This window comes from Ramlibacter alkalitolerans (genome assembly GCF_016722765.1).
GTDB classification, from domain to species: domain Bacteria; phylum Pseudomonadota; class Gammaproteobacteria; order Burkholderiales; family Burkholderiaceae_C; genus Ramlibacter; species Ramlibacter alkalitolerans.
The window spans coordinates 112,644-137,485 of record NZ_JAEQND010000006.1 but is presented as its reverse complement, the minus strand read 5'-3'; the positions used below and the strand labels follow the sequence as shown (position 1 = coordinate 137,485).

At 68.6% G+C, this 24,842-nt stretch carries 24 protein-coding genes; 12 read left to right on the top strand and 12 right to left on the bottom strand.

Translation table 11 applies throughout. The annotated features are described in order from the left end of the window. Positions 1 to 2: 2 nt before the first annotated feature. The gene (locus tag JI746_RS11920) at positions 3 to 1,277 is read left to right on the top strand and encodes a cytochrome P450 (protein WP_236599776.1); all 1,275 of its coding nucleotides are present in this window, start codon (positions 3 to 5) and stop codon (positions 1,275 to 1,277) included. A gap of 128 nt (positions 1,278 to 1,405) precedes the next feature. Here the strand turns inward: JI746_RS11920 and JI746_RS11915 are convergent, their stop codons facing one another. Continuing rightward, complete coding sequence (locus tag JI746_RS11915) at positions 1,406 to 2,605, bottom strand: YihY family inner membrane protein (protein WP_201689707.1); 1,200 nt, start codon at positions 2,603 to 2,605, stop codon at positions 1,406 to 1,408. A 23-nt stretch (positions 2,606 to 2,628) separates the two neighbouring features. Between JI746_RS11915 and JI746_RS11910 the strand changes: the two genes are divergently transcribed. The 5 genes from JI746_RS11910 (at position 2,629) to JI746_RS11890 (ending at position 6,458) form a co-directional block, all read left to right on the top strand. Next, the gene (locus tag JI746_RS11910; RefSeq protein WP_201689706.1) at positions 2,629 to 2,985 is read left to right on the top strand and encodes a DUF2069 domain-containing protein; all 357 of its coding nucleotides are present in this window, start codon (positions 2,629 to 2,631) and stop codon (positions 2,983 to 2,985) included. Then, positions 2,982 to 4,394, top strand: coding sequence for an FAD-binding oxidoreductase (locus tag JI746_RS11905; RefSeq protein WP_201689705.1), 1,413 nt, complete (start codon positions 2,982 to 2,984; stop codon positions 4,392 to 4,394). The genes JI746_RS11910 and JI746_RS11905 overlap by 4 nt, the downstream gene beginning before the upstream one ends. A gap of 146 nt (positions 4,395 to 4,540) precedes the next feature. After that, a complete protein-coding gene (locus JI746_RS11900; protein ID WP_201689704.1) occupies positions 4,541 to 5,356 on the top strand; it encodes a thymidylate synthase in 816 nt (271 codons plus the stop codon). Next, a complete protein-coding gene (locus JI746_RS11895; RefSeq protein WP_201689702.1) occupies positions 5,353 to 5,850 on the top strand; it encodes a dihydrofolate reductase in 498 nt (165 codons plus the stop codon). The genes JI746_RS11900 and JI746_RS11895 overlap by 4 nt, the downstream gene beginning before the upstream one ends. Positions 5,851 to 5,852: 2 nt before the next feature. Next, the gene (locus JI746_RS11890) at positions 5,853 to 6,458 is read left to right on the top strand and encodes a DUF4337 domain-containing protein (RefSeq protein ID WP_201689701.1); all 606 of its coding nucleotides are present in this window, start codon (positions 5,853 to 5,855) and stop codon (positions 6,456 to 6,458) included. 132 nt (positions 6,459 to 6,590) lie between these two features. On the opposite strand, the gene JI746_RS11885 is transcribed toward JI746_RS11890, so the two are convergent. Continuing rightward, entirely contained in the window at positions 6,591 to 7,577 is a 987-nt protein-coding gene (locus JI746_RS11885; RefSeq protein ID WP_201689700.1) for a Bug family tripartite tricarboxylate transporter substrate binding protein, read from the bottom strand. A 165-nt stretch (positions 7,578 to 7,742) separates the two neighbouring features. On the opposite strand from JI746_RS11885, the gene xth reads away from it, so the two are divergent. Together xth and galE are read left to right on the top strand one after the other, a co-directional pair. Next, positions 7,743 to 8,522 carry an exodeoxyribonuclease III gene (gene xth / locus JI746_RS11880; RefSeq protein WP_201689699.1) on the top strand — a complete coding sequence of 260 codons (780 nt, stop codon included), beginning with the start codon at positions 7,743 to 7,745 and terminating at the stop codon, positions 8,520 to 8,522. Further along, a complete protein-coding gene (galE, locus tag JI746_RS11875; protein WP_201689698.1) occupies positions 8,519 to 9,562 on the top strand; it encodes a UDP-glucose 4-epimerase GalE in 1,044 nt (347 codons plus the stop codon). Before xth ends, galE begins: the two co-directional genes overlap by 4 nt. 154 nt (positions 9,563 to 9,716) lie before the next feature. Here galE and ntrC read toward each other — a convergent pair whose 3' ends face one another. The 5 genes from ntrC to JI746_RS11850 all read right to left on the bottom strand — a co-directional run bounded on the left by ntrC (position 9,717) and on the right by JI746_RS11850 (position 15,692). Further along, on the bottom strand, positions 9,717 to 11,237 hold the full coding sequence (gene ntrC, locus JI746_RS11870) for a nitrogen regulation protein NR(I) (RefSeq protein WP_201689697.1): 1,521 nt from the start codon (positions 11,235 to 11,237) through the stop codon (positions 9,717 to 9,719). Positions 11,238 to 11,272: 35 nt separating this feature from the next. After that, on the bottom strand, positions 11,273 to 12,292 hold the full coding sequence (gene glnL, locus JI746_RS11865; RefSeq protein WP_236599791.1) for a nitrogen regulation protein NR(II): 1,020 nt from the start codon (positions 12,290 to 12,292) through the stop codon (positions 11,273 to 11,275). A gap of 187 nt (positions 12,293 to 12,479) precedes the next feature. Next, complete coding sequence (locus tag JI746_RS11860) at positions 12,480 to 13,010, bottom strand: hypothetical protein (protein WP_201689695.1); 531 nt, start codon at positions 13,008 to 13,010, stop codon at positions 12,480 to 12,482. A gap of 233 nt (positions 13,011 to 13,243) precedes the next feature. Continuing rightward, on the bottom strand, positions 13,244 to 14,665 hold the full coding sequence (gene glnA / locus JI746_RS11855; RefSeq protein WP_201689693.1) for a type I glutamate--ammonia ligase: 1,422 nt from the start codon (positions 14,663 to 14,665) through the stop codon (positions 13,244 to 13,246). Positions 14,666 to 14,876: 211 nt separating this feature from the next. Next, the gene (locus JI746_RS11850; RefSeq protein WP_201689691.1) at positions 14,877 to 15,692 is read right to left on the bottom strand and encodes a competence/damage-inducible protein A; all 816 of its coding nucleotides are present in this window, start codon (positions 15,690 to 15,692) and stop codon (positions 14,877 to 14,879) included. A gap of 79 nt (positions 15,693 to 15,771) precedes the next feature. Between JI746_RS11850 and JI746_RS11845 the strand changes: the two genes are divergently transcribed. Beyond that, on the top strand, positions 15,772 to 17,190 hold the full coding sequence (locus JI746_RS11845) for a mannose-1-phosphate guanylyltransferase/mannose-6-phosphate isomerase (RefSeq protein WP_201689689.1): 1,419 nt from the start codon (positions 15,772 to 15,774) through the stop codon (positions 17,188 to 17,190). Here the strand turns inward: JI746_RS11845 and JI746_RS11840 are convergent. After that, complete coding sequence (locus JI746_RS11840) at positions 17,175 to 18,011, bottom strand: EI24 domain-containing protein (RefSeq protein ID WP_201689688.1); 837 nt, start codon at positions 18,009 to 18,011, stop codon at positions 17,175 to 17,177. The two genes, JI746_RS11845 and JI746_RS11840, sit on opposite strands and share 16 nt — an antisense overlap. Positions 18,012 to 18,053: 42 nt before the next feature. Between JI746_RS11840 and JI746_RS11835 the strand changes: the two genes are divergently transcribed. Beyond that, on the top strand, positions 18,054 to 19,220 hold the full coding sequence (locus JI746_RS11835) for a nucleotide sugar dehydrogenase (protein WP_201689686.1): 1,167 nt from the start codon (positions 18,054 to 18,056) through the stop codon (positions 19,218 to 19,220). A gap of 128 nt (positions 19,221 to 19,348) precedes the next feature. On the opposite strand, the gene JI746_RS11830 is transcribed toward JI746_RS11835, so the two are convergent. From JI746_RS11830 to JI746_RS11815, 4 genes are all read right to left on the bottom strand, one after another. After that, complete coding sequence (locus JI746_RS11830; RefSeq protein WP_201689682.1) at positions 19,349 to 20,335, bottom strand: sterol desaturase family protein; 987 nt, start codon at positions 20,333 to 20,335, stop codon at positions 19,349 to 19,351. Between the two features lie 2 nt (positions 20,336 to 20,337). Further along, positions 20,338 to 21,102 carry a polysaccharide deacetylase family protein gene (locus JI746_RS11825; RefSeq protein ID WP_269129449.1) on the bottom strand — a complete coding sequence of 255 codons (765 nt, stop codon included), beginning with the start codon at positions 21,100 to 21,102 and terminating at the stop codon, positions 20,338 to 20,340. Positions 21,103 to 21,128: 26 nt separating this feature from the next. After that, positions 21,129 to 22,148 (bottom strand): YVTN family beta-propeller repeat protein, encoded by a 1,020-nt coding sequence (locus tag JI746_RS11820; protein WP_201689681.1) that lies wholly within the window; start codon positions 22,146 to 22,148, stop codon positions 21,129 to 21,131. 101 nt (positions 22,149 to 22,249) lie between these two features. Continuing rightward, entirely contained in the window at positions 22,250 to 22,981 is a 732-nt protein-coding gene (locus JI746_RS11815) for a pseudouridine synthase (RefSeq protein WP_201689679.1), read from the bottom strand. Positions 22,982 to 23,172: 191 nt separating this feature from the next. Here JI746_RS11815 and JI746_RS11810 point away from each other — a divergent pair, with 191 nt between their 5' ends. Further along, positions 23,173 to 23,544, top strand: a complete 372-nt coding sequence (locus JI746_RS11810; RefSeq protein WP_201689677.1) for a MarR family EPS-associated transcriptional regulator — start codon at positions 23,173 to 23,175, stop codon at positions 23,542 to 23,544. A gap of 14 nt (positions 23,545 to 23,558) precedes the next feature. Further along, the gene (gene tviB, locus JI746_RS11805; protein WP_201690011.1) at positions 23,559 to 24,836 is read left to right on the top strand and encodes a Vi polysaccharide biosynthesis UDP-N-acetylglucosamine C-6 dehydrogenase TviB; all 1,278 of its coding nucleotides are present in this window, start codon (positions 23,559 to 23,561) and stop codon (positions 24,834 to 24,836) included. Positions 24,837 to 24,842 lie beyond the last annotated feature (6 nt).

Genomic DNA, 24,842 nt, shown 5'->3' with positions numbered 1-24,842 from the left:
CCATGGAGGTCACGCCGCGCATGAGCCCGGAGCGGGCGCGCGAGATCGCCGCCGGGTTCGACCTGCGCGCGCTGCCGCCCGATTTCTACGCCAATCCGTATCCGGTGTATGCGGCGCTGCGCGAGGGCGCGCCGGTGCGGCCCATGCCGGACGGCTCCTGGTTCCTCACCCGCCACGCCGACCTGCTGGCGGTGTACCGCGACGCGCACGCCTTCAGCTCCGACAAGAAGGTCGAGTTCACGCCGAAGTACGGCGCCGGCTCGCCCCTGCTCGAACACCACACGACCAGCCTCGTCTTCAACGACCCGCCGCTGCACACACGGGTGCGCCGGCTGATCATGGGCGCGCTCACGCGGCGCGCGATCGCCGACATGGAGCCGGGCCTCATCCTGCTGGTGGAAACGCTGATGGACCCCATCGAGGCGCGCGGCGGCGGTGACCTGATCGAGGATTTCGCCTCTGCCATTCCGGTGGAGATCATCGGCAATCTGCTGGCCGTGCCGCGCGATGAACGCGGCCCGCTGCGTGCCTGGTCGCTGGCCATCCTGGGCGCGTTGGAGCCCAGGCTCACCCGCGAGCAGGAGGACCTCGGCCACCGCAGCGTGCGTGAGTTCGCCGACTACCTGCGCGTGCTGGTGGCCGACCGCCGCCGCCATCCCGGCGACCCGGAGCACGACGTGCTCACGCGCCTGATCCAGGGCGAAGAGGCGGGCGAGAAGCTCTCGGAGTCGGAGCTGCTGCAGAACTGCATCTTCATCCTGAACGCCGGGCACGAAACCACGACCAACCTGATCGGCAACGCGCTGGTGGCGCTGCAGGAATGGCCCGGTGAGAAGGAGGCGTTGCTGCGCACCATCGGCGCGCGCCCGGATTGGGAGGCGCTCGAACCGGTCATGACCGTCGCCGTCGACGAGTTCCTGCGCTTCGAGTCCTCCAACCAGCTCGGGAACCGGCGCGCGCTGCAGCCCTGCGAGATCGGCGGCGTGGCCTTGCCGGCCGGCGCGCTGGTCACGCTGTGCGTAGGGGCCGCGAACCGCGACCCGGCGCAGTTCGCGCGGCCCGACGTGCTGGACCTGCAGCGGGCCGAGAACCGCCATCTCGCCTTCGGTTTCGGCATCCACCAGTGCGCGGGCCTGAGCCTGGCGCGGCTGGAGGGGCGCATTGCGATCGGGCGCTTCCTGGCGCGGTTCCCGCGCTATCGGCTGACGGCGCCGCCGGTGCGCGGCGGGCGGGCACGGTTCCGGGGGTTCCTGAAGGCGCCGTTCGCGACGCAATGACGCCGCTTTGCGCGGAGCATTCGTAGGCTGGTGGTGAGCCGCGTCAGCGCAAACCCCAGCGATGCGCGAAGCGCTGGGGTTCGGCCTTCGGCGCTCACCGCCAGCCTACCCACTCCCGCTCCCGCCGCTCAAAGCACGTCCTTCAGATAGATCGTCGACAGCCGCCCCGTATGCCACAGCTTGGCCGTCGCGTCCGACACCGGCAGCAGCAAATGCCGGATCAGCGGCTCCAGCGCCGTCGACTGCACGTCCGCCAGCAGCACGAAACGCGTCGCCGCCTGGTCGTCGACTTCGTTCAGGCGCGCGATCCAATCGAGCTGCACCAGCGTGTGCAGCACCGGCTCCAGCTGCAGTGCGTCGACCTGCATGGTCTGCGACAGCTCGCCGGCACTCATGCCGCGCCGGGCCGATCCGTGGGCGCCGTGCAACTGGTGCAGCACCTCCAGCGCCAGCTGGAACTGCCAGCCATGGCCGCCCGGGCGGCGGGTGGCCCCCGCCAGCAGGCTGGGCAGGTAGGCCGCCAGCACCGCGCCGAACAGCACGATCAGCCACGCGATGTAGATCCACACCAGCAGGATCGGCAGCGTGGCGAAGGCGCCGTACACGACAGAATACGTGGGCACCTTGCCGATGTACCAGGCCAGCAGCCGCTTCGCGAGCTCGATGCCGATGGCGGCCGCAGCGCCGCCGGCGATGGCGTGCGCGCGCTGCACCGGCGTGTTGGGCACGTAGTGGTACAGCGCCGACAGGGCCGCCGCGAGCAGCAGGAATTCGATGACGTCGATGACGAAGGCGAAGAATCCCGGCAGCTGCACGAGCCCCCGCGAGGCCGAGATCACGTACGAGGTGGTGCTCAGGCTGGCGGCCAGCAGCAGCGGGCCGAGCGTCATCGCCGCCCAGTAGATCAGGACACGCTGGGCGAGCGGGCGCGGCCGCCGCACACGCCAGATGCCGTTGAGCGTGCGGTCGATCGTGAGCACCAGCGCCAGCGCCGTGACCAGCAGCGCCGCCAGGCCGACGCTTCCGAGCCGGCTGGCCTTGCCCGCGAACTGCGTCAGGTAGCCCAGCACCTGGCGCGCGATGGATTCCGGCACCAGGCTCTGCACCAGCCACGCCTGCAGGTTCGATTGCAGCTTGCCGAAGATCGGGAACGCGGTGAACAGCGCCAGTGCCACCGTGAAGAAGGGCACCAGCGCCATGGTCGTCGTGAAGGTCAGGCTGCTGGCCGAAAGGCCCAGGCGATCCTCGCGGAAGCGTTCGCGCAGGGTGAGCGCGGCGGGCAGCCAGGGGAAGCGCGCGAGATCGTCAAGCAGCTGGCGCCAATTCATCGGTCGCTATGATGCCACCGCACATGCAGTCCCCCGAAACCGCCGCCGTCCCGCCCGTCGTCGAAGCCACGCGCTGGATCGCCGTCGCCGCCCTCCTGGGGCTGATCGTGCTGCAGCTCGCGTGGCACCTGTGGCTGCCGGCCAGGCCGAGCCTGTGGGTGCTGAAGGCGCTGCCGCTGTGCATTCCGCTCGCGGGGCTGCTCAAGCGCCAGATGTACACCTACCGCTGGACCAGCCTGCTGGTGTGGCTGTACGTGCTCGATGGCGCCGCGCGCACCGCGGAGGGCCTGCCGCCTGCGCTGGAGCTCGCCCTGTCCCTCATCCTCTTCGTTGCCTGCGGTCTGCACGTGCGGATCCGCCTGCGCAACGCCAAGCCATGACCGAACTGATTTCGCATCTGCGCAGCGCCGTGGGCGCCGCGCACGTCCTGACCGAAGGCGACCTGGCCGCCTGGGAAACCGACTGGCGCAAGCGCACGCGCGGCAAGGCCCTCGCCGTGGTGCGCCCCGCGAGCACCGACGAAGTGGCCGCCGTCGTGCGCGCCTGCGCCGCCGCCGGCGCGCCCATCGTGCCGCAGGGCGGCAACACCGGCCTGGTGGTGGGCGGCGTTCCCGATGCCTCGGGGCGCGAAGTGGTCCTGAGCCTCACACGCCTGAACCGGGTGCGCGGCATCGACCGCGACAACCTCACGATGACCGTCGACGCCGGCTGCGTGCTGCAGAACCTGCAGCAGGCGGCGGCGGACGCAGGGCTGCTGTTTCCCCTGAGCCTTGCCGCCGAGGGCAGTTGCACCATCGGCGGCAACCTGGCCACGAATGCCGGCGGCACGCAGGTGGTCCGCTACGGCAACACGCGCGAGCTGTGCCTGGGCCTGGAGGTGGTCACCGCGCAGGGGGAGGTCTGGAACGGCCTTTCGGGCCTGCGCAAGGACAACACCGGCTATGACCTGCGCGATCTCTTCATCGGCAGCGAAGGCACGCTCGGCGTGATCACCGGCGCCACGATGAAGCTCTATCCGCGGCCGGCGGCCACGCTCACGGCCTGGGCTGCGGTCCCTTCGATGCAGGCGGCGGTGACGCTGCTCGGACTGGCACACCGGCACCTGGGCGCCGGGCTCACCGGCTTCGAGGTGATGGGGCAGTTCGCGCTGTCGCTGGTGGCGAAGCACTATCCGCAGCTGCGGGTGCCGCTGTACGAGTCCGTGCCCTATTGCGTGCTGCTGGAAAACGCGGACGCGGAGTCGCAGGAGCATGCGCGATCGGTGTTCGAGCGGCTGCTGGAGGTGGCGCTGGAAGACGGCTGCGCGGCCGATGCCGTGGTGGCGGAGAACCTCACGCAGGCGCACCAGCTGTGGCACATCCGCGAAGCCATCCCCCTGGCACAGGCCGAGGAAGGGCTGAACATCAAGCACGACATCTCGATCCCCGTCTCGCGCATCCCGGCCTTCTGCGCCGAAACCGACGCCCTGCTGCAGCGGGAGATCGCCGGCGTGCGGCTGGTGAACTTCGGCCATCTCGGCGACGGCAACCTGCACTACAACGTGCAGGCGCCCGCGGGCGGCGACATGAAGGCCTTCCTGGACGAGAACGAGGAGCGCGTCAACACGCTGGTGTACGAACAGGTCAAGCGCTTCGACGGCTCGATCTCGGCGGAGCACGGGATCGGCATGCTGAAGGCGGGCAAGCTGCCGCAGTACAAGTCGAAGGTGGCGCTCTCGATGATGCAGGCGCTGAAGCGGGCGCTGGATCCGGAGAACATCCTGAATCCGGGGCGCGTCGTCGCCCTGTAGTTCCTCCCTCCCCCTCCGGGGGAGGGCCGGGGTGGGGGCGCCCCGGCGCCCGTACAACGCTGCGGCGGAATTAGTTGCACGGCGCCCCCATCCCGACCTTCCCCCAGAGGGGGAAGGAGTAAGAAAGCCCCCGATAATTGCCCCCGATGACTTCTTCCCGCCCCGTCCGCTCGCAGTACGAGGACTTCATGCGCCATGTCTACACGCATGGCACCGCCAAGACGGACCGCACCGGCACCGGCACGCGCAGCGTGTTCGGCTACCAGATGCGCTTCGACTTGAACGAGGGCTTCCCGCTGGTGACCACCAAGAAGGTCCACCTGAAGTCCATCATCCACGAGCTGCTCTGGTTCCTCGCGGGATCGAGCAACAACAACTGGCTGAAGGAACGCGGCGTCTCCATCTGGGATGAGTGGGCGCGCGAGGACGGCGAGCTCGGCCCGGTCTACGGCGTGCAGTGGCGCAGCTGGCCCACGCCGGACGGCGGCCACATCGACCAGATCGCCGAAGCCGTGAAGACGATCCGCACCAATCCGGATTCGCGCCGCATCATCGTGAGCGCCTGGAACGTGGCCGACCTGCCGAAGATGGCCCTGATGCCCTGCCACGCGTTCTTCCAGTTCTACGTGGCCGAAGGCAGGCTCTCCTGCCAGCTGTACCAGCGCAGCGCGGACATCTTCCTGGGGGTGCCGTTCAACATCGCCAGCTACGCGCTGCTCACGCACATGATCGCGCAGCAGTGCGACCTGGGCGTGGGCGACTTCATCTGGACGGGCGGCGACTGCCACATCTACAGCAATCACCACGAGCAGGTGGAGCTGCAATTGAGCCGCGCCCCCTACCCTTATCCCACGCTGAACATCAGGCGCCGGCCGCCCTCGATCTTCGACTACGCCTACGAGGACTTCGAGATGCTGGACTACCAGTGCCACCCAGCCATCAAGGCGCCCGTGGCAGTATGAAGATCGCCCTCCTCTACGCCCAGTCCCGCAACGGCGTGATCGGCCACGGCGGCAGCCTGCCCTGGCACCTGCCCGAGGACCTGGCGCACTTCAAGCGGACCACGATGGGCGCGCCCGTGATCATGGGCCGCAAGACCTGGGACTCGCTGCCGCCGCGCTTCCGGCCGCTGCCGGGGCGGCGCAACATCGTGATCACCCGCGATGCGCAATGGCATGCCGACGGCGCCGAACGCGCCGGCTCGCTCGACGAGGCGCTGGCGCTCGGCGCCGGCGCGGAGACGATCTGGGTCACCGGCGGCGCCGAGGTGTTCCGCCTCGCGCTGCCGCGCGCGCACGTCGCCGTGGTGACGCAGATCGATGCGGATTTCGAGGGCGACACCGCTGCGCCCCACCTGGATGCCGGCTGGCGGGAAGTGGCGAGGGAACGCCACGTGTCTGCCAACGGATTGCCCTTCAGCTTCGTTACCTACCACAACACCCACAACGAGGACTGAGCATGTCTGGCGGAACCTTCCATGTCCATGGCCCCCACGACCACGAACTGGAGCACGCGACGCAGCACGCCGCGGGCGAGCATGCGCACCACGGCGTCGGCGGCGGCAGCATGACCAACCAGATCGCGCTGTTCACGGCGGTGATCGCCACCGTCGGCGCGATCTTCGCCTACCTGGGCGGCGCGACCCAGGCCAACGCGGGCCTGTACAAGAACAACGCCGCGATCAAGAAGACCGAAGCGTCCAACCAGTGGAACTTCTACCAGTCCAAGAGCAGCAAGCAGAACCTGTCGGAGCTGGCCGTGGCGCTCGTCGCCGAGGACAAGAAGGACTACTACCGCAAGGAAATCGACCGCTACAAGCTGGAGAAGGCCGAGATCAAGCTGGCGGCGGACAAGCTCGAGGCCGAAGCCACGGAGTGGGACCGCAAGAGCGACGCGGAGATGCACGTCCACCATCGCTGGGCCCAGGCGACCACCGCGCTGCAGGTGTCGATCGCGCTGGCGGCCATCGCGCTGATGACGAAGAAGAAGTGGCTCGAGATCGCGATGTTCGGCGTGGCGGCGGTCGGCCTCGCAGTCGGCGGGCTGGCGGCGTTCCATGTCTGAGGCCGCCGGGATCTGAGGCCGCCGGACCTGTAGGCTGGCGGTGACCGGAGGGAACCCCAGCGATCGGCGGGCGCGGGGAAGCTGGGGTTCGCGCAGCTCACCTGCCGCTGCGCGCCAGCCTACAGAAAACGCTTAGTCCACCTTCGCGCCGGAAGCCTTGACGACGGGCGCGAAGCGCACCATCTCCTTGCCGATCATCTCCGTGAAGGTCTCGGGCGAGACGCTCATCGGGTCCGCGCCCAGGTTCTCGTAGACCTTGCGGATCTCCTCGCTCTGCACCGCCTTGGCGAACTCCGCGTTGAGGCGCCGCACGATGGCCGGGTCCATGCCCTTGGGGCCCAGGATCCCGGTGTAGAGAACCAGTTCGAAGTTCGGCACCCCCGCCTCGCCCATCGTGGGCACGTCGGGCGCTGCCGGCACGCGCTTCGCCGTGGTCACGGCCAGGGCGCGCAGCTTGCCTGCCCGCGCATTGCTCACCGCCGGCGGCATCGTCGAGAACACGAAGCTGACGTCCCCAGCCAGGATGGCCTGCGTCGCCGGCCCGCTGCCCTTGTAGGGAACGTGCACCGCCTCCAGGCCCTGGCTCGCCTTGAGCATCTCGCTGGCCAGGTGGATGATCGTGCCGTTGCCGGACGAGCCGTAGGACATCTTGCCCGGGTCCGCCTTGGCCTGCGCCGCCAGGTCGCGCACGCTCCTGGCCGGGGAGGACGGGTGCACCACCAGCATCAAGGGTGTGGAGGCGACGAGGGCGATCGGCGAGAAGTCCTTCACCGTGTCGTACGGCAGCCTGGGATAGAGGCTGGCGTTGATCGCATGGGTGGTGATGTCCTGCAGCCAGATCGTGTAGCCGTCGGCCGGCGCCTTCGCGACCATGTCGCCGGCGATGGTGGTGCCGGCACCCGGCCGGTTCTCCACGATCACGCCCTGGCCGATCTGGTTCGAGACCTTGGCGGCGAGCGCGCGCGCCAGCACGTCGGAGATGCCGCCCGGCGCGAAGCCCACGATCATGCGGATCGGCTGCTTCGGGTAATCGGCTTGCGCCAGCGCGGGCGCGCTGGCGAGGACGGCGAGGCTGCAGACGGCGGCCTGCACCAGGGACCGGACGAGGGAATGCATCATCGGGACCTCCAACATGGGCGGGAGGGCATGCTGGCACGCGTGCGGCAGAATCCGCATCGGGCCCCGCCCTAGTTGGGCCGCCGGCTGCACCGGACCGGGGACGAGCGCCCCGCCCGCGGGCCCGCGCGCACCAGACCGAAACCACCGCACCGCCCGGAACCGCCCTTGAAGATCACCACCTGGAACGTCAACTCGCTGACCGCCCGCCTGCAGCACGTCCTCGACTGGACGGCCGCCAACCCCGTCGACGTCCTGTGCATCCAGGAGCTCAAGCTCACGGACGACAAGTTCCCGCTCGACGCGCTGCGCGCCATCGGCTACGAGCACTGCGCCGTCTTCGGACAGAAGACCTACAACGGCGTGGCGGTCATGAGCCGCTTCCCGGTGCGCGACATCGTGAAGAACATCGCCGGCTTCGACGACGAGAACTCGCGCCTGCTTTCCGTGACGGTGGAAACGCCTGCCGGCGCGCTGCGCCTCGTCAACGGCTACTTCGTCAACGGCCAGGCGCCGGGGACCGAGAAGTTCGACTACAAGATGTCCTGGCTGCGCGGCCTGCGCGACTCCCTGCGCGAGGAGATCGCCCACCATCCCGAGCTCGTGCTGCTGGGCGACTTCAACATCGCGCCGGAGGACCGCGATTCTTTCGACCCCGAGGGCCTGCGCGAGACCATCCACCACACGAGCGAGGAGCGCGACCACTTCCGCAAGCTGCTGGAACTGGGGCTGGTGGACAGCTTCCGCCTGTTCGAGCAGCCCGAGAAGAGCTTCAGCTGGTGGGACTACCGCATGCTGGGCTACCAGAAGAACCGCGGCCTGCGCATCGACCACATCCTGGTCTCGCAGCCGCTGAAGGCGCGCGTGGCGGGCTGCGCCATCGACCGCACGCCCCGCAAGTGGAAGCAGCCGAGCGACCACGCCCCCGTGACCGTGGACATCCAATGACGACCCAACAGACCATCCTGCTCACCGGCGGCGCCGGCTACATCGGCAGCCATACCTTCGTGGCCCTGCACGAGGCCGGCTTCGTGCCCGTGATCCTCGACAACTTCTCCAACAGCCACCCGGCCGTGCTCGAGCGGCTGCAGCGCATCACCGGCCGCGACCCGCTGGTGGAGCGCGGCGACGTGCTGGACACGCCGCTGGTGGAAGCCGTGCTGCGCCGCCACCGCATCGCCGGCGTGGTGCACTTCGCCGGCTCCAAGGCCGTGGGCGAGAGCGTGGCGCAGCCGCTGAAGTACTTCGAGAACAACATCGGCGGCGCGATCAGCCTGCTGCGCGCGATGGAAGCCGTGTACCTGGCGCCGGACAGCTGGGGCCCGCCGACGCTGGTGTTTTCCAGCAGCGCCACCGTGTACGGCGATCCGGCGACCGTGCCGATCACGGAGGATTTCCCGCGCAGCCACACCAACCCGTACGGCCACACCAAGCTGGTGATCGAGGACATGCTGGCGGCCGTGCGCCAGCCGCAGCCCGCATGGCGCATCGCGACGCTGCGCTACTTCAACCCGGTGGGCGCGCATCCCAGCGGCCTGATCGGCGAGGATCCGGCCGGCATCCCCAACAACCTGATGCCCTTCGTGACGCAGGTGGCGGTGGGCCAGCGGCCGCAGCTGAGCGTGTTCGGTGGCGACTATCCGACGCCCGACGGCACCGGCGTGCGCGACTACATCCACGTCGACGACCTTGCGGCCGGCCACGTGGCGGCGCTGCGCGCACTCTCCTCGGGCGAGAGCTTCACGGTGAACCTCGGCACCGGCCAGGGCTACAGCGTGCTGCAGGTGGTGCGGGCCTTCGAGCGGGCGAGCGGCCGCAAGGTGCCTTACCAGATCGTCGCGCGCCGGCCGGGGGACGTGGCGCAGTGCTATGCGGATCCATCGCTGGCGCGGCAGATCCTGGGCTGGGAGGCGCGCAAGGGGCTGGACGCGATGTGCGTGGATGCGTGGCGGTGGCAGAGCCAGAACCCGAAGGGGTACGGCACGTGATCGCGATCCGGATTTCGTAGGCTGGCGGTGACCGCGATAGCGCGGGACCCGTAGGCTGGCGGTGAGCCGCGAAGCGCGAACCCCAGCGTTCAAACCCCCGCGCCGCCGAGCGCCCCCACCCCAACCCTCCCCCTCCAGCGGAGGGAGCAAGCCATCACTCCAGGCCCAGTTCCTGGATCTTCCGCGTGATCGTGTTGCGGCCGATCCCCAGCTTCTGCGCCGCTTCGATGCGGCGCCCGCGCGTGTTCTGCAGCGCGGTCAGGATCAGGCGCGACTCGAAGCGCCGCGTGAGCTGCTCCCAGACATCGTGATGGCCGCTGGCCAGCAACTGCATCGCCTCCGCTTCGAGGGCGGATTCCCAGGTCATCGCTGGGACGGACGCTGCGGCCGGTTCGGCAGCACTCGCGGCTTCCGCGGCACCCGGGATCCCGGCCTGCGCGGCGGCGACGCCGGTGGGGGCGGCGAATGGGCCGGGAACACTCGCGGTGCGCCGAGCGAGCGCCTCCGGCGATCCCCCGCCCACCTCCGGCGGCAGGTCCTTGGGCTCCACCAGCTGCGCCGGCGCCATCACCGTCAGCCAGTGGCAGATGTTCTCCAGCTGCCGCACGTTGCCGGGGAAGTCGAAGGTGGTGAGGCGCGCCAGCGCCGCATCGGAAATGCGCTTCGGCTCCACGCCCAGCTGCAGTGCGCTTTGCTGCAGGAAGTGGCGCGCCAGCATGGGGATGTCCTCGCGCCGCTCGCGCAGCGCCGGCAGCCGCAGGCGGATCACGTTGAGGCGGTGGAACAGGTCCTCGCGGAACACGCCCTCCTTCACCCGCTGCTCCAGGTCCTGGTGGGTCGCCGCGATCACCCGCACGTTGGCCTTGACCGCGTTGTGCCCGCCGACGCGGTAGAAGTGCCCGTCCGACAGCACGCGCAGCAGCCGCGTCTGCAGGTCGAAGGGCATGTCGCCGATCTCGTCGAGGAACAGCGTTCCGCCCTCGGCCTGCTCGAAGCGGCCGCGCCGCATCGTCTGCGCGCCGGTGAAGGCGCCGCGCTCGTGGCCGAACAGCTCCGACTCCAGCAGGTCCTTCGGGATGGCCGCGGTGTTGATCGCCACGAACGGCCCGTTGGCCCGCGGCGAGTGCTTGTGCAGCGCCCGCGCGACCAGTTCCTTGCCCGAGCCCGACTCGCCCGTGATCATCACCGTCACGTTCGACTGCGACAGCCGCCCGATCGCGCGGAACACGTCCTGCATCGCCGGCGCCTGGCCCAGCATCTCGGGCGCGTCGGCCATGCGCTCCTCGGCCACTTCCTCGCGCTGGCTCTCTTCCACCGCGCGCCGAATGAGTTCGATCGCCTTGGGCAGGTCGAAGGGCTTGGGCAGGTATTCGAAGGCGCCGCCCTGGAAGGCGGAGACGGCGGAGTCGAGGTCCGAGAACGCCGTCATGATGATGACCGGCAGGCCCGGATGCTTCTCCTTGACGCGCGTGAGCAGGTCGAGCCCCGAGGTGCCCGGCATGCGGATGTCGCTCACCAGGATCTGCGGCCCGTCGTCGTCGTTGGCGGCATCGAGCGCGCTCAGCACTTCCTTGGCGCTCGTGAAGCTGCGGGTGGGAAGGTCCTCCCGCATCAGCGCCTTCTCGAGCACGAAGCGGATGGATTGGTCATCGTCAACGATCCAGATCGGCTTCATGTTCCCTTTCGTCACCTCAGGTCTGCACGTCTCTTCTAGGGCAGGGGGATCAGGATCTTGAAATCCGTCCGCCCCGGCACGCTGTCGCACTCGATCAGGCCATGGTGCTGCTGCACGAAGGTCTGCGCCAGCGTGAGCCCCAGGCCGGAGCCGCCTTCCCGCCCCGACACCAGCGGGAAGAAGATGCGGTCCTTGATCGCGTCCGGTACACCGGGCCCGTTGTCGATGACATGCAAGTCCAGTGCCAGTCGATAGCGCTGCTTGCCGAAGGTGACCTGGCGGCCGATGCGCGTCTTGAAGGTCAGTTGCGCATCGCCCGCCTCGATGCGTTGCGCCAGCGCCTGGCAGGCGTTGTGCGCGATGTTCAGCACTGCCTGGATCAGCTGTTCGCGGTCGCCGCGGAATTCGGGGATCGAGGTGTCGTAGTCGCGCACGAACTTCAGCCCGCGCGGGAACTCCGCCAGGATCAGCGACCGCACGCGCTCGCACACCTCGTGGATGTTCACGTCGCCCACCATGTGCGGCCGGCGGTGCGGCGCCAGCAGGCGGTCGACCAGCGTCTGCAGGCGGTCGGCCTCGTGGATCACGACGCGCGTGTATTCCTTCAGCTGCGGGTCGATCTCCATCTCCAGCAGCTGCGCCGCGCCGCGGATGCCGCCCAGCGGGTTCTTGATCTCGTGGGCGAGGTTGCGGATCAGTTCCTTGTTCGCCTGCGCCTGATCGATCAGGCGCTCCTCGCGGTCCTGCCGCGTCTGCGCTTCGAGCGGCAGCAGTTCGACCACGAATTCGTCCTGGACGTCGGTCTGCGCCAGCACCACGTGCACCGGCAGCGCCTCGCCCTGCTGGCGCAGAAGGCGCGTGTCGTAGCGCAGCGCCGCGTATTCGTTGATGCGCGCGCCGTCGAGCGCGGTGCGCAGGATGTGCGGTTCGGCGAACAGGGGCAGCAGGCTCGCACCTTCGATGCTGCGGCGGGACAGGCCCACGGCGTCTTCGAGCGCGGAGTTGGCGAACAGCACGGTGCCGTCGCCGCGCACCACCGCCACCAGCGTGGCCAGGAGGTCGAAGGCGTGGAAGCGGGGAAAGGACGGCGACGGGGCCCGGCCGGTGCGCGCAGGCCGCGGCGTGACGGCAGGGGCGCGGGCGGCCGCGCCTTCGCCGAGCGCGCCGGCGTCATTCCCGCGCACGCCAGCGTCATCCCCGCGCGCGACAGCGTCATCCCCGCGCAGGCGGGGATCCAGTGCCTTATCTCGCGGCGCTGGTGGCGCGCCCGAGCTCGCGCTTGAGGCCGGCAATGTCTTTCTCGTTGCGCTCGAGGGCAGCCTTGAGTTCGGCCACGCGATCGAGATACTTCTGGTAGTTGCGGTGTTCGGGGCCGAGTTTTTCGGGAGCGCCGTTGTTGTACTCCTGCTGGAGCTCCGACTGGCGGGCCTCGGCCTTCTTCAGTTCGGCCTCGAGGATCGCGCGGGCATCGTTGTCGCGCGCCTTCTGCTCGCCGGCGTCCACCCGGGCACCGCCGGAGCCGGCGGTCTGGGGCGCGGTCGCCACGCTGTCGGAGCGACGCGTGCGCGCGGCATCCGGCGCGGGCGCGCCGTTGACGCGGGTGCCCTGCACCACGGTGACGTTGCCGCCCTCCACCAGCTTGCAGTTCTGGGTGCGGGCCAGGGCCTCGTCGTTCGTGTAGGCGTTGCCGCAGCGAAAGATCTTCGTCTGGGCATAGCCGGGCCCGACCAGGACCAGGGCCGCCAGGGGAATCAGGGCGTAAGACAGCTTCATGCGGCACTCCTCGCATCCCAGGATGCGCAGGGACGGCCTTTCAGTATCACGCAAACTCTGCAGATTGGCAAATAACCTGTTGATTCAAAAAGGAAAAGGCGACAAAAGTCGCCCTTTCGGTTGTTTGCTGGGGTTCCGGCGCTTCGCGCGTCACCGCCAGCCTACCGGTGCACCCAGCGGCGTTCGGTAGGCTGGCGGTGAGCCGCGAAGCGCGCGAAGCCCAGCGCTCGCGATTACAGCGAGTAGTACATGTCGAACTCCACCGGATGGGTGGTCATGCGGTAGCGGGTGACTTCCTGCATCTTCAGTTCGATGTAGGCGTCGATCATCGAATCCGTGAACACGCCGCCCTTGGTGAGGAAGGCGCGGTCCTGGTCCAGGTATTCCAGCGCCTGGTCGAGGCTGTGGCACACGGTCGGGATCTTCGCGTCCTCTTCCGGCGGCAGGTGGTACAGGTCCTTGGTGGCCGCCTCGCCGGGGTGGATCTTGTTCTCCACGCCGTCCAGGCCGGCCATCAGCATGGCCGCGAAACCCAGGTAGGGGTTGCAGGTCGGGTCCGGGAAGCGCACCTCGATGCGGCGGCCCTTCGGGTTGGCCACGTAGGGAATGCGGATCGAGGCGGAGCGGTTGCGGGCCGAGTAGGCCAGCTTCACCGGGGCCTCGAAGCCGGGCACCAGGCGCTTGTAGCTGTTGGTGCCGGGGTTCGTGATCGCGTTCAGGGCGCGCGCGTGCTTGATCACGCCGCCGATGTAGTACAGCGCGAACTCGGACAGGCCCGCGTAGCCGTCGCCGGCGAACAGGTTCTTGCCGTCCTTCCACACGGACTGGTGCACGTGCATGCCCGAGCCGTTGTCGCCCACGATCGGCTTGGCCATGAAGGTGGCCGTCTTGCCGTACGCGTTGGCCACGTTGTGGATCACGTACTTCATCAGGATCGTCCAGTCGGCGCGCTGCACCAGCGTGCTGAAGCGGGTGCCGATCTCGTTCTGGCCGGCGCCCGCCACTTCGTGGTGGAACACTTCGACCGGGATGCCCAGCTGCTCGAGGATGAGCGACATCTCGGCGCGCATGTCCTGCGTGCTGTCGACCGGGGGCACCGGGAAGTAGCCGCCCTTGGTGGTCGGGCGGTGGCCCTTGTTGCCGCCTTCGGTCTTCTTGCCCGTGTTCCAGGGGGCTTCGTACTCGTCGATCTCGACGAACGAGCCCGACGGATCGTCGCTCCAGCGGACGTCGTCGAAGATGAAGAACTCGGGTTCGGGGCCGAAGAATGCCGTGTCGCCGAAGCCGGAGGCCTTCAGGTAGGCCTCGGCGCGCTTGGCGATCGAGCGCGGGTCGCGGTCGTAGGCCTTGCCGTCGCCCGGCTCCAGCACGTCGCAGGTGAGGATGACCGTCGTCTCTTCGAAGAAGGGATCGATGTTGGCGGTGGACGGATCCGGCATCAGCAGCATGTCGGAGGCTTCGATCCCCTTCCAGCCGGCGATGGACGAACCGTCGAAGGCGTGGCCGGACGTGAACTTGTCCTCGTCGAAGTGCGACACCGGCACGGTCACGTGCTGTTCCTTGCCACGGGTGTCGGTGAAGCGGAAGTCAACGAACTTGACCTCGTTGTCCTTCACCATCTTCATCACGTCTGCGACGCTCTTGGCTGCTGCCATCAGGTTTCTCCTGGGGGGATGGTTGGTTGTGAACGAAATGTGCGGCTTGCGGGAATGCAGGTTCTGTGCCAAAAGCTGGTGCATGCGAGGCCGCGTGAAGCTCGGGGATTGTCCTGCAATCTGATGCCTTTTCCCTACTGAACCCTTGCGTTTTCAGCGCGACAGCGCACCGTGAAGGTGCATTTCTTCCAACGCACCACGACAGTGCGACTCAGGGACGCACCAATTCAGGGCCGAGGCGGACCTTCAGCAAGCCCAGGCCGTCCAGCAGGGTCCGGTAGGCCGGCTCGACGTGATCCGGCTCGCCCTTGACGCCCAGGTCGATGTGGCGGCCCCAGGTCGGATGGTCCACGCTGGGCAGGCTGAAGACCTTCACATCCGGGTGCTCGCGCTCGATCTGCTCCATCAGCGGGGTCAGCGTGGCCTCCATCGAGCCGAACACGATCACCGATTTCTCGACGTAGGTGCCGCGCCGGAACAGGTGCGCGTAATGGGTGTCCAGCACGTCCTGCATCATCGGCCACGCCATCACCGGGAAGCCCGGGACGAAGTGCACCGAGCCCACGCTGAAGCCCGGGATCTTGTTGTACGGGTTCGTGATGATCGCCGCGCCCTTCGGGAACACGCCCATGTTCAGGCGGTGGATGTTGTCCGGCCGGTCCGGCTCGTAGGCCACGCCCTGCTCCCGGGCCACGTCCTGCATGCGCTCGCGGATCAGCCGTTCGGCCTCGGGATGGAGTTCGAGCTCCACGCCCAGCGCCCGCGCGGCGCACTGGCGGGTGTGGTCGTCCGGCGTGGCGCCGATGCCGCCGCAGGAAAACACGATGTCGCCCGAGGCGAAGGCGCGCCGCAGCGTCTGCGTGATCCGCTCGGGCTTGTCGCCCACGTACTCCGCCCATCCGAGCTGCAGCCCGCGTTCGGTGAGCAGCTCGATCAGCTTGGGCAGGTGCTTGTCGGCGCGCTTGCCGGAGAGGATCTCGTCGCCGACGATGATGAGGCCGATGTCTGGGCGCAGGGGAGACGTCATGCGGTAATCCTACCGGTCTGGCCGCCCGCGCAGGCACGGCCCCTGCGGACGCGCCGTACACAACAGGTAACATCGACCGATGTCCCTGATTCCCGTGATCCTGTGCGGCGGCTCCGGCACCCGCCTCTGGCCCCTGAGCCGCAAGAGCTTCCCCAAGCAGTTCGTCCCGCTGGTGGGCGACAAGAGCCTGCTGCAACTGACGCTCGAACGCGTCGCGCTGCTCGGCCCGCAGGTGATGGCGGTTGCCGCCGAAGACCACCGCTTCCTCGTGGCCGACAGCTTCCGCCAGGCGAACGCGCGCGGCACCACGATCCTGGAGCCGGTGGCGCGCAACACCGCGGCGGCGATCGCGCTGGCCACGCTGCAGGCCGATCCCGACGATGCCCTGCTGTTCTGCCCGGCGGACCACTACATCCCCGACGCTGCCGCCTTCGCCCGCACCGTGAAGGAAGGCCTGAGCGCGGCGGACAGCGGCGCCATCGTGACCTTCGGCGTGGTGCCCACGTTCCCGAGCACGGCCTACGGCTACATCCGCCAGGGTGCGCTGCGCCCGGACGGCGCCCTGCAGGTCAGCAAGTTCATCGAGAAGCCCGACGCGGCCACCGCGCAGCAACTGCTGCTGGCGGGCGACACGCTCTGGAACGCCGGCATCTTCCTCACGCGCGCCCGCTTCATGCTGGAAGCGCTGGAGGAGCATGCGCCCGACATCCTGGCCGCCTGCCGCGCCGCGCTGGCAGCCGCCCGCCGTGAAGAGCCCGGCAGCGCCGCACCCGGCGTGGCCTTCGTGCGTCCGGACGCCGCCGCCTTCGCCGCGTGCCGCTCGCAGAGCATCGACTACGCCGTGATGGAGCCGCACAAGCAGGTCGCCGTGCTGCCGTTCCGCGGCCAGTGGAGCGACGTGGGCAGCTGGAACGCCGTCGCCGACCTCGCGCCGGCCGACGCGCAGGACAACCGGGTGCTGGGCCAGGGCCGGGTACATGGTGCGCGCAACACCTTCATCCATGCGCCCCACCGGCCGGTGGTCGCGCTCGGCACCACGGACCTCCTGATCATCGACACGCCCGACGCCGTGCTGGTGGCCGACCGCTCCTGCGCCGAACAGGTGAAGGACGTGGTGGCCAACCTGGAGAAGTCGAATGCGTCGCAGGCGGCGTTCCACCGCAAGGTGGTGCGGCCCTGGGGCTGGTACGACAGCGTGGACGCGGGCGAGCGCTTCCAGGTCAAGCGCATCGGCGTCAAGCCGGGCGCCTCGCTGAGCCTGCAGAAGCACCACCACCGCGCCGAGCACTGGATCGTGGTGCGCGGCACCGCCGAAGTGACGCGCGGCGCCGAAACCTTCCTCCTGAGCGAGAACCAGTCGACCTACATCCCGATCGGCGAAGTGCACCGCCTGCACAACCCCGGCAAGATGGAGCTGGAGATGATCGAGGTGCAGTCCGGGGGCTACCTCGGCGAGGACGACATCGTCCGCCTCGAAGACACCTACGGCAGGGCCTGAAGCGGCGCCTGCGCCGGCGCGTCGGGCGGCGCGCCGCGCATCTGCTCCAGCGCCGCCAGGCAGTAGTGCGCGAACCAGAGCGAGGAAAACGCGAAGACCAGCGTGTAGATCCAGATCGCGACCGGGATCAGGATCGGGAAGGCGGCGGCGAAGAACCAGCCGGAGGCCCACACGATGCTGGGCGCGGCGCCGAGGTAGCCGGTGCCGACCCCCATCAGCAGCAGCCAGCTGCGGTGCTCGCGGAACATCCGGGCGCGTTCCCCGGGGCTGGCGTGGTCCGCCAGCGCGTCGAACGCCATCACGCGGTACGTGAGCCAGCCCCAGATCAGTGGCGGCAGCACCAGCACCAGGGGCGGGATGAACCACAGCGGCAGTGACACCGCCAGCGCGATCACCGCCAGCAGCATCGAGCCCAGCGACCACAGCGCGCCGCGCGTGAACGAGGCGCCATGCCTGCGTTCCAGCGCCGGGAAGCGCCGGCGCGCGACCAGGTTCACCACCGCCGGCATCATCATCACGGCGACCAGGAACAGCACCACCACCACCAGCAGCGGCGTGATGGCGAAGATCACCAGCAGCGGCGCCAGGGCGTTCTTCAGCCCGCCGAAGCCGAGTTCGCCCAGCCAGCGCGCGATGTTCTCCATCCAGGCGGTGGATTCCAGCCAGAGGAACACGCCGTTGACGGCGCTGTCCCAGAAGAAGTAGCCCAGGCCCGAGGCCAGCAACACCATCAGCACCAGCGGCAGCAGGGACAGGAAGATGACGCGCGGGTGCAGGCAATAGAACACGGCGCGCCAGAACGAATCCAGGAACAGGGACATGGGGGCGGAGGATACCCGGCCCGGATCAGGGACAATCTGCCCATGAAGATCGCCATCGCAGGCACCGGCTACGTCGGCCTGGCCAATGCCGTCCTGCTCGCCCAGCACCAGCAGGTCGTCGCCCTGGACATCGCCCGGTCCAAGGTGGACATGATCAACGCGCGGCAGTCGCCGATCGAGGACGCGGACATCGAGCACTTCCTGCGCGAGGAGGCGCTGGACCTGCGCGCCACGCAGGATCCGCAGGAGGCTTACGCGGGCGCGCAGTACGTGCTGATCGCGTCGCCGACCGACTACGACCCGCAGACCAACTACTTCGACACCAGCTCGGTCGAGGCCGTGGTGCAGGACGTGCTGCGCATCGCGCCGCAGGCCGTGATGGTGGTGAAATCGACCGTGCCGGTGGGCTTCACCGAAGGCCTGCGGCGACGCTTCCCCGGCGCCAACGTCTTCTTCAGCCCCGAGTTCCTGCGCGAGGGGCGCGCCCTGCACGACAACCTCTATCCGAGCCGCATCGTGATCGGCGAGGACTCGGAGCGCGCGCGCGCCTTCGCGCAGTTGCTGGTGCGCGGCTCGCGCAAGCCCGACGTGGCGGTGCTCCACACCGGCAGCACGGAAGCCGAGGCGATCAAGCTGTTCGCCAACACCTACCTGGCGATGCGGGTGGCCTTCTTCAACGAACTTGACAGCTACGCCACGATGCGCGAGCTGGACTCGCGGCAGATCATCGACGGCGTGAGCCTCGATCCGCGCATCGGCAGCCACTACAACAACCCGAGCTTCGGCTACGGCGGCTACTGCCTGCCCAAGGACACCAAGCAGCTGCTGGCCAACTACCGCGACGTGCCGCAGACGCTGATCAGCGCCATCGTGGAGGCGAACAGCACGCGCAAGGACTTCATCGCGCAGGACGTCCTGCGGCGCCGGCCGAAGACGGTGGGCGTGTACCGGCTGGTGATGAAATCGGGCTCCGACAACTTCCGCGCCAGCAGCGTGCAGGGCGTGATGAAGCGGCTCAAGGCCAAGGGCGTGCAGGTCGTGGTGTACGAGCCGGCGCTGAAGGACGACGCCTTCTTCAACTCGCCCGTGCTGCGCGACCTGGAGCGCTTCAAGCGGGAGGCCGACGTGATCATCGCCAACCGCCCGGCGCCGGAGCTGGAGGACGTGCGCGAGAAGGTCTACACGCGGGACTTGTTCGGCAGCGATTGAGGGGTATCCGGTAGGCTGGCGGTGAGCCGCGCCAGCGCGAACCCCAGCGATTCCTGTCGCGCGAAGAAGCTGGGGTTCGCGCAGCTCACCTTCCGCTGTCGCGCCAGCCTACGCAGTTGCGACCCGCGCTAAGCGCGCCCCAGCAGCCGCAGCAACCCCAGCTTCTGCTGCTCCCAGAATCCCCGCCCGTACTCTCGCCCCGCCTCGACCTGGTCGCGGATGCCCGTGGGATCCCAGCGCATCTCGAAGTTGGCGGTGCCGAACAGCATGTCCCAGCACGGCAGCAGCACGCTGAAGTTGTGGCCGCCCATCGCGGGGCTGCGGCCATAGACCAGGTTGTCGGCGTCGTCGGCGTCCTTCTCGTGGCCCATGCCGATCGCGTGGTGCAGCCGGTGGTAGCGCGGGCTGACCCAGAGGCGCTCGCCCAGCCAGCCGAAGTGCAGGCGCACGTTGGCGTGCTGCAGGCTCTCGCTGAGCTGCGCGATCACGACCAGGCCGATGAACTGGCCCGGCCCGACGCCGATCAGCTGGCCGATGATCACGATCAGGCTGTCGTGGATCAGGTCATCGAGCAGGTGGTTGCGGTTGTCGCTCCACATCGTCATGGAGCGCTGCGAATGGTGCAGCGAGTGCAGGCTCCACCACCACTCGAAGCGGTGCTGCGCGCGGTGGATCCAGTAGTCGAAGAAATCGAACACCACCAGGTAGATCGCGAAGCTGATCAGCGGGTGGTCGGTGACGCCGACCATCAGCTGGTCGATATGGACGGTGCCCAGGCCCATCACCCGGAACCAGCCGAACAGCTGGTCGAACAGCGGCTCCACGCTCAGGAACAGCGCGACGCGGAAGATGCCCAGCCGGTGCAGCAGGGTGTAGAGCACGTCGGTGCGGATCTCGCCGGCGTCGAGCGCCTGGTCCACCGGGCGCCAGCGCTGCAGCGGGCCGATGACGGCGAGCAGCACGGCGATTTGCACCAGCCCGGCCAGGATCCAGCCGGTGGCCACGAAGCCGTCTTCCAGCATGCCGCCCAGGCCGAAGGCGTACAGGATCGGCTCCACGGCCGACTGGAACAGCCACTGCTGCGCCGCTTCAAACAAGTTCAGTATCCATTGCATGGCTAGCGAACGCGCGCCACCCAGTCGCGATAGCCCGGATGGTCGCGCAAGGTGGCAAAGCAGAATCCCCTCTGTTTGAGCCCGGCGATCAGGGGCTCCAGCACGGCCGGCGCCCACGGGTCCTTGCGGGACCAGATCCCCAGATGAGCCAGTAGGATGTCGCCACCGCGCACTTCGCGCAAGGCCTTTTGTAGTAGTTCCTGGTTGCTGGCGCGTTCGCTCGGCAGTTCATCGCCCAGGAATCCCGCCGGCGCCCAGCCGACGTGCAGGTAGCCACAACTCTTTGCGGTAGCCAGCAGACGGGGCGACACCTTCCCTCCTGGCGCACGATACAGGGGCAGCGGTTTACGTCCAGTAACTTCTTGCAGGCGCCGGGACGCCCGCTCGATTTCTGCGCAATATTCCGGGGCTGTCCACGTGAGGTCCTTGCCGGCCTGGGGCCCGGCCGACGGGCGGACGCGAAAGCGCGGCGGCTCGCCGGGAACGTCGGCCCGCCAGTAGACGTGGTCCAGGGTATGGGAGGCGAACTCGTGGCCCTCGGCGGCGCGCGCCTTCCACCACGGCGCCCAGAAACTGCCGAGGCTGCCGTCGCCCTCCTGCGTCTTCTCGTTGGCCGCGAAGAAGGTGACCTTCACCTGCTGCCGGTTCAGCACGTTGGCGATGAGCTCCGCCACCCCCATGTGGCCGGTATCCAGGGTGAGGTAGACCGGCTTGTCGCAAGGCTGGCCCAGCACGAGGCGCGGGGCCAGCGACGACAGGGCCAGCAGTCCGGCCAGGCGCCGCCGCCGCACGCTCAGCTCCTCGGCGTGTGGTCGACCGTCCAGACGCCGTGCGGCGACTTGCCGACGTTCACTTCGCGGGCGAGCTGCCTGGTCTGGGTGTCGATCACGAGCAGCTTGCGGGCCCAGCGGGCCGTGGCCAGCAGGTAGCGGCCGCCCGCCAGCACCTCCATGCAGTCCGGCCCACCCGGAGCGGGGTACGAGTCCACCACCCTGAAGGTCTCGAGGTCGATCTTGCTGATCGTGTTGGCCACCCGGTTGCTCAGGAAGACGTGCTTGCCGTCCCCGGCCGCGCGGAAGGCATGCGCCCCGGCGCCGGTGCGGATGTAGCCGATCGAGCGCGGGACCTTCGTGTAGCTCACGTCGAAGATCTGCACGCTGTCGCTGCCCGTGAGCCCGACGAGCAGCCTGCGGCCGTCGGCGGTGCCGAACACGTCCGCCGGCATCGCGCCGGTGCGCACGCGCCAGCGGATGCGCTGCTGCTCCAGGTCCACCGCCACGAGCTCGTCGCTGTCCTGCATCGTCACATAGGCCACGGTGCTGTTGGCGTCGATGAAGATGTGGCTGGGCGTCTTGCCGGTGGAAATGCGCTTGACCAGGCTCAGGTCCTTGCCGTCCCAGCGGTACAGGTCCACGTGCTGCAGCCGGTTGCCGGCCGTCACCAGCCACTTCATGTCCGGCGAGAAGCGCAGGTGGTAGGGATCGACGATGCCGCGCACGGTTCTCTGGATGGTGGCGGTGCGCGGATCCACGAAGGTGAGCGAATCGGCCAGCGCGTTGGCGACGATGATCGATTTCTCGTCCGGCGTCATGTACAGGTGGTGCGGCTCCTTGCCCGTGGGCAGGCGCTTGATCTCCTTCCAGGTGACCGGATCGATCACGCTGATGTCGGCATCGAGGGAGTTGAGGACGAAGATCGGCGCGGGCTGGGCCAGGGCCAGGCCGGTGCTCACCAGCAACAGGGCACAGAGCCAGGCGCGGCGGACGATGGAAAGGTTCACTGCTCGGGCGGTCTCGGAAGGTTTGCGCCTCATCCCACCGGCGCGCGGGCCGGTGGTGGACGGGAGCGCCATTGTCCGTGATCCGCGGTCGCGTGCGGGTGGGGGAAGTCCGGGCCGCGAATGTCGCCCGGCGACTAGACCGCCTTCGCGGAAGCCTCCGCCACCTGCGCTGGCGTCAGCCAGCGCCAGCCGCCCGCCGGCAGATCGGCGGGCAGTTCGAGCCGCCCGATGCGCGAGCGGTGCAGCGCCGTCACGCGGTTGCCCACCGCCGCCACCATCCGCTTGACCTGGTGGTACTTGCCCTCGGTGAGCGTGAGGCGCAGCGTGTCGGCGCCGGTGCATTCGCAGGCCGCCGCCCGCACCGGCCTGGGGTCGTCATCGAGCACGACGCCGGCCAGCAGGCGCGCGATGTGCTCATCGCGCACCGGATCGGCCGTCGTCACCTCGTAGACCTTGGGCACGTGGTGCTTCGGCGAGCCCATGCGATGGATGAAGGTGCCGTCGTCGCTCAGGAGCAGCAGGCCTGTCGTGTCCTGGTCCAGCCGGCCGATCGCCTGCACGCCCGGCGTGCCGCCCTTGCTGGGACGCTGGCGCAGGGGCGCCGGCAGGAGGGTGTAGATGCTCGGCCAGGCCGAAGGCCGCTGCGAGCATTCATGGCCGGCCGGCTTGTGGAGCATCACATAGGCCTTCGCGTGGTAGGTCCAGGCCTTGCCCTCGACCGTGAAGGTGACGTGCTCGGGCTCGACTTCGGCGTGCGGGTCCGTGACGGGTGCGCCGTCCACGGTCACCAGCCCGTGCTGGACGAGGCCGAGGCAGACGCGGCGCGGGCCGAAGCCTTGTGAATAGAGAAGGTCCTGCAGTTCCATGCGGCCGCGAGTATCCGCGAAAGCGCCAAGCTCGCGATCTACCACGGCCGGGCACTGGTTGCACAGCGCCGTTACCACGGTCGAGCTCAAATCGTTTCGCCTCCGTACAAATGCGGAGGAAGAACGCTGCCCACAAGGCCCGGAGATCGCTAGAGTGCTCAGTCTTGAACGGTCAGGCCGCGGAGGCAGCGATGCCGAGCAGACATCCCCAAGAGGTCGAAGACCTGCACTTCCGGGTGCTGAAGCTGCTGCAGGACAACCCTGCCCTGTCGCAGCGGGAGCTCGCGCGCATCGTCGGCGTGAGCAACGGCAAGCTGCATTACTGCATGAAGGCCCTGATCGACAAGGGACTGGTGAAGTTGAGCAACTTCGCGAACTCGAAGCACCACCTCGGGTACGCGTACCTGCTCACGCCGGCTGGCATCGCGCAGAAGGCGAGCATGACCGGCCGCTTCCTGAAACGGAAGATGGAGGAGTACGAGGCCCTGCACGCGGAGATCGCCGCGCTACAGGCGGAGATGGCCGGCGACCACGCGCGATCGGCCGAGAGCAGCACGCACTGAGAGGGATGAACCGGATGGACCTCAAGGACAAGACGCTCGCCGTCATCGGGCTCGGCTACGTCGGCCTGCCGCTCGCCGTCGAATTCGGCAAGCGTCGCCCCGTCATCGGCTTCGACGTCAAGAAGGACCGCGTCGCCGAACTGCAGGCGGAGGAAGACCACACGCTGGAGTGCTCGCGCTCGGAACTCAAGGCGGCGAAGCACGCGCGCTACACCAGCGACGTGGAGGACCTGCGGCAGGCGCAGATCTTCATCGTGACCGTCCCCACCCCCGTCGACCGCGCCAACCGCCCCGACATGACGCCGCTGGTCAAGGCCAGCGAGACGGTCGGCTCGGTGCTCAAGCCCGGTGACATCGTGGTCTACGAATCGACGGTGTATCCGGGCGCCACGGAGGAAGTCTGCGTGCCGGTGCTCGAACGCGCCAGCGGCCTGAAATTCAACAGCGACTTCTTCTGCGGCTACAGCCCCGAGCGGATCAACCCCGGTGACAAGGAACACCGCCTGCCCTCGATCCGCAAGGTCACCAGCGGCAGCACGCCGGAAGTGGCCGACGAGGTCGACCAACTCTATGCGCAGATCATCCCGGCCGGCACGCACCAGGCCAGCAGCATCCGCGTGGCCGAGGCCGCCAAGGTGATCGAGAACACCCAGCGGGACGTGAACATCGCGCTCATGAACGAATTGAGCCTGATCTTCCGCCGCCTGGGCATCGACACGCTGGAAGTGCTGCAGGCCGCGGGGACGAAGTGGAACTTCCTGCCCTTCCGCCCCGGCCTGGTGGGCGGGCACTGCATCGGCGTCGATCCGTTCTACCTGACCCACAAGGCGCAGGAGGTGGGCTACCACCCGGAGGTGATCCTCGCGGGCCGGCGCATCAACGACAACATGGGCAAGGTAGTGGCCGACGAAACGGTCAAGCTGATGCTGCGCAAGGGCCTGCCGGTGCTGGGGAGCAAGGTGCTGGTCCTGGGCCTCACGTTCAAGGAGAACTGCCCGGACGTGCGCAACACGAAGGTGGTGGACATCATCCGCACCCTGGAGGGCTACAACACCCAGGTCGATGTGTACGACCCCTGGGCCGACGTCGAGGAGGCGCGGCACGAATACGGCCTCGCGTGCCTCGACGCGGTGCCCCAGGCCGGCGAGTACGCGGCCATCGTCATCGCCGTCGGCCACCGGGAGTTCTTGGAACTGGGCGAAGCCGGCGTCCGCGCCTTCGGGCAACCCGGTGCGGTGATCTTCGACGTCAAGGGCCTGCTGCCGCTGGGCAGCGCCGAGGGCCGCCTGTGAGCGGCA

What these genes read in the sequence shown, in the direction of transcription:
- JI746_RS11920 (WP_236599776.1), top strand. Translation starts at nt 3, where the DNA reads ATGGAGGTCACGCCGCGCATGAGCCCGGAGCGGGCGCGCGAGATCGCC.
- JI746_RS11915 (WP_201689707.1), bottom strand. Translation starts at nt 2,605, where the DNA reads ATGAATTGGCGCCAGCTGCTTGACGATCTCGCGCGCTTCCCCTGGCTG.
- JI746_RS11910 (WP_201689706.1), top strand. Translation starts at nt 2,629, where the DNA reads ATGCAGTCCCCCGAAACCGCCGCCGTCCCGCCCGTCGTCGAAGCCACG.
- JI746_RS11905 (WP_201689705.1), top strand. Translation starts at nt 2,982, where the DNA reads ATGACCGAACTGATTTCGCATCTGCGCAGCGCCGTGGGCGCCGCGCAC.
- JI746_RS11900 (WP_201689704.1), top strand. Translation starts at nt 4,541, where the DNA reads ATGACTTCTTCCCGCCCCGTCCGCTCGCAGTACGAGGACTTCATGCGC.
- JI746_RS11895 (WP_201689702.1), top strand. Translation starts at nt 5,353, where the DNA reads ATGAAGATCGCCCTCCTCTACGCCCAGTCCCGCAACGGCGTGATCGGC.
- JI746_RS11890 (WP_201689701.1), top strand. Translation starts at nt 5,853, where the DNA reads ATGTCTGGCGGAACCTTCCATGTCCATGGCCCCCACGACCACGAACTG.
- JI746_RS11885 (WP_201689700.1), bottom strand. Translation starts at nt 7,577, where the DNA reads ATGATGCATTCCCTCGTCCGGTCCCTGGTGCAGGCCGCCGTCTGCAGC.
- galE (WP_201689698.1), top strand. Translation starts at nt 8,519, where the DNA reads ATGACGACCCAACAGACCATCCTGCTCACCGGCGGCGCCGGCTACATC.
- ntrC (WP_201689697.1), bottom strand. Translation starts at nt 11,237, where the DNA reads ATGAAGCCGATCTGGATCGTTGACGATGACCAATCCATCCGCTTCGTG.
- JI746_RS11860 (WP_201689695.1), bottom strand. Translation starts at nt 13,010, where the DNA reads ATGAAGCTGTCTTACGCCCTGATTCCCCTGGCGGCCCTGGTCCTGGTC.
- glnA (WP_201689693.1), bottom strand. Translation starts at nt 14,665, where the DNA reads ATGGCAGCAGCCAAGAGCGTCGCAGACGTGATGAAGATGGTGAAGGAC.
- JI746_RS11850 (WP_201689691.1), bottom strand. Translation starts at nt 15,692, where the DNA reads ATGACGTCTCCCCTGCGCCCAGACATCGGCCTCATCATCGTCGGCGAC.
- JI746_RS11845 (WP_201689689.1), top strand. Translation starts at nt 15,772, where the DNA reads ATGTCCCTGATTCCCGTGATCCTGTGCGGCGGCTCCGGCACCCGCCTC.
- JI746_RS11840 (WP_201689688.1), bottom strand. Translation starts at nt 18,011, where the DNA reads ATGTCCCTGTTCCTGGATTCGTTCTGGCGCGCCGTGTTCTATTGCCTG.
- JI746_RS11835 (WP_201689686.1), top strand. Translation starts at nt 18,054, where the DNA reads ATGAAGATCGCCATCGCAGGCACCGGCTACGTCGGCCTGGCCAATGCC.
- JI746_RS11830 (WP_201689682.1), bottom strand. Translation starts at nt 20,335, where the DNA reads ATGCAATGGATACTGAACTTGTTTGAAGCGGCGCAGCAGTGGCTGTTC.
- JI746_RS11820 (WP_201689681.1), bottom strand. Translation starts at nt 22,148, where the DNA reads ATGAGGCGCAAACCTTCCGAGACCGCCCGAGCAGTGAACCTTTCCATC.
- JI746_RS11815 (WP_201689679.1), bottom strand. Translation starts at nt 22,981, where the DNA reads ATGGAACTGCAGGACCTTCTCTATTCACAAGGCTTCGGCCCGCGCCGC.
- JI746_RS11810 (WP_201689677.1), top strand. Translation starts at nt 23,173, where the DNA reads ATGCCGAGCAGACATCCCCAAGAGGTCGAAGACCTGCACTTCCGGGTG.
- tviB (WP_201690011.1), top strand. Translation starts at nt 23,559, where the DNA reads ATGGACCTCAAGGACAAGACGCTCGCCGTCATCGGGCTCGGCTACGTC.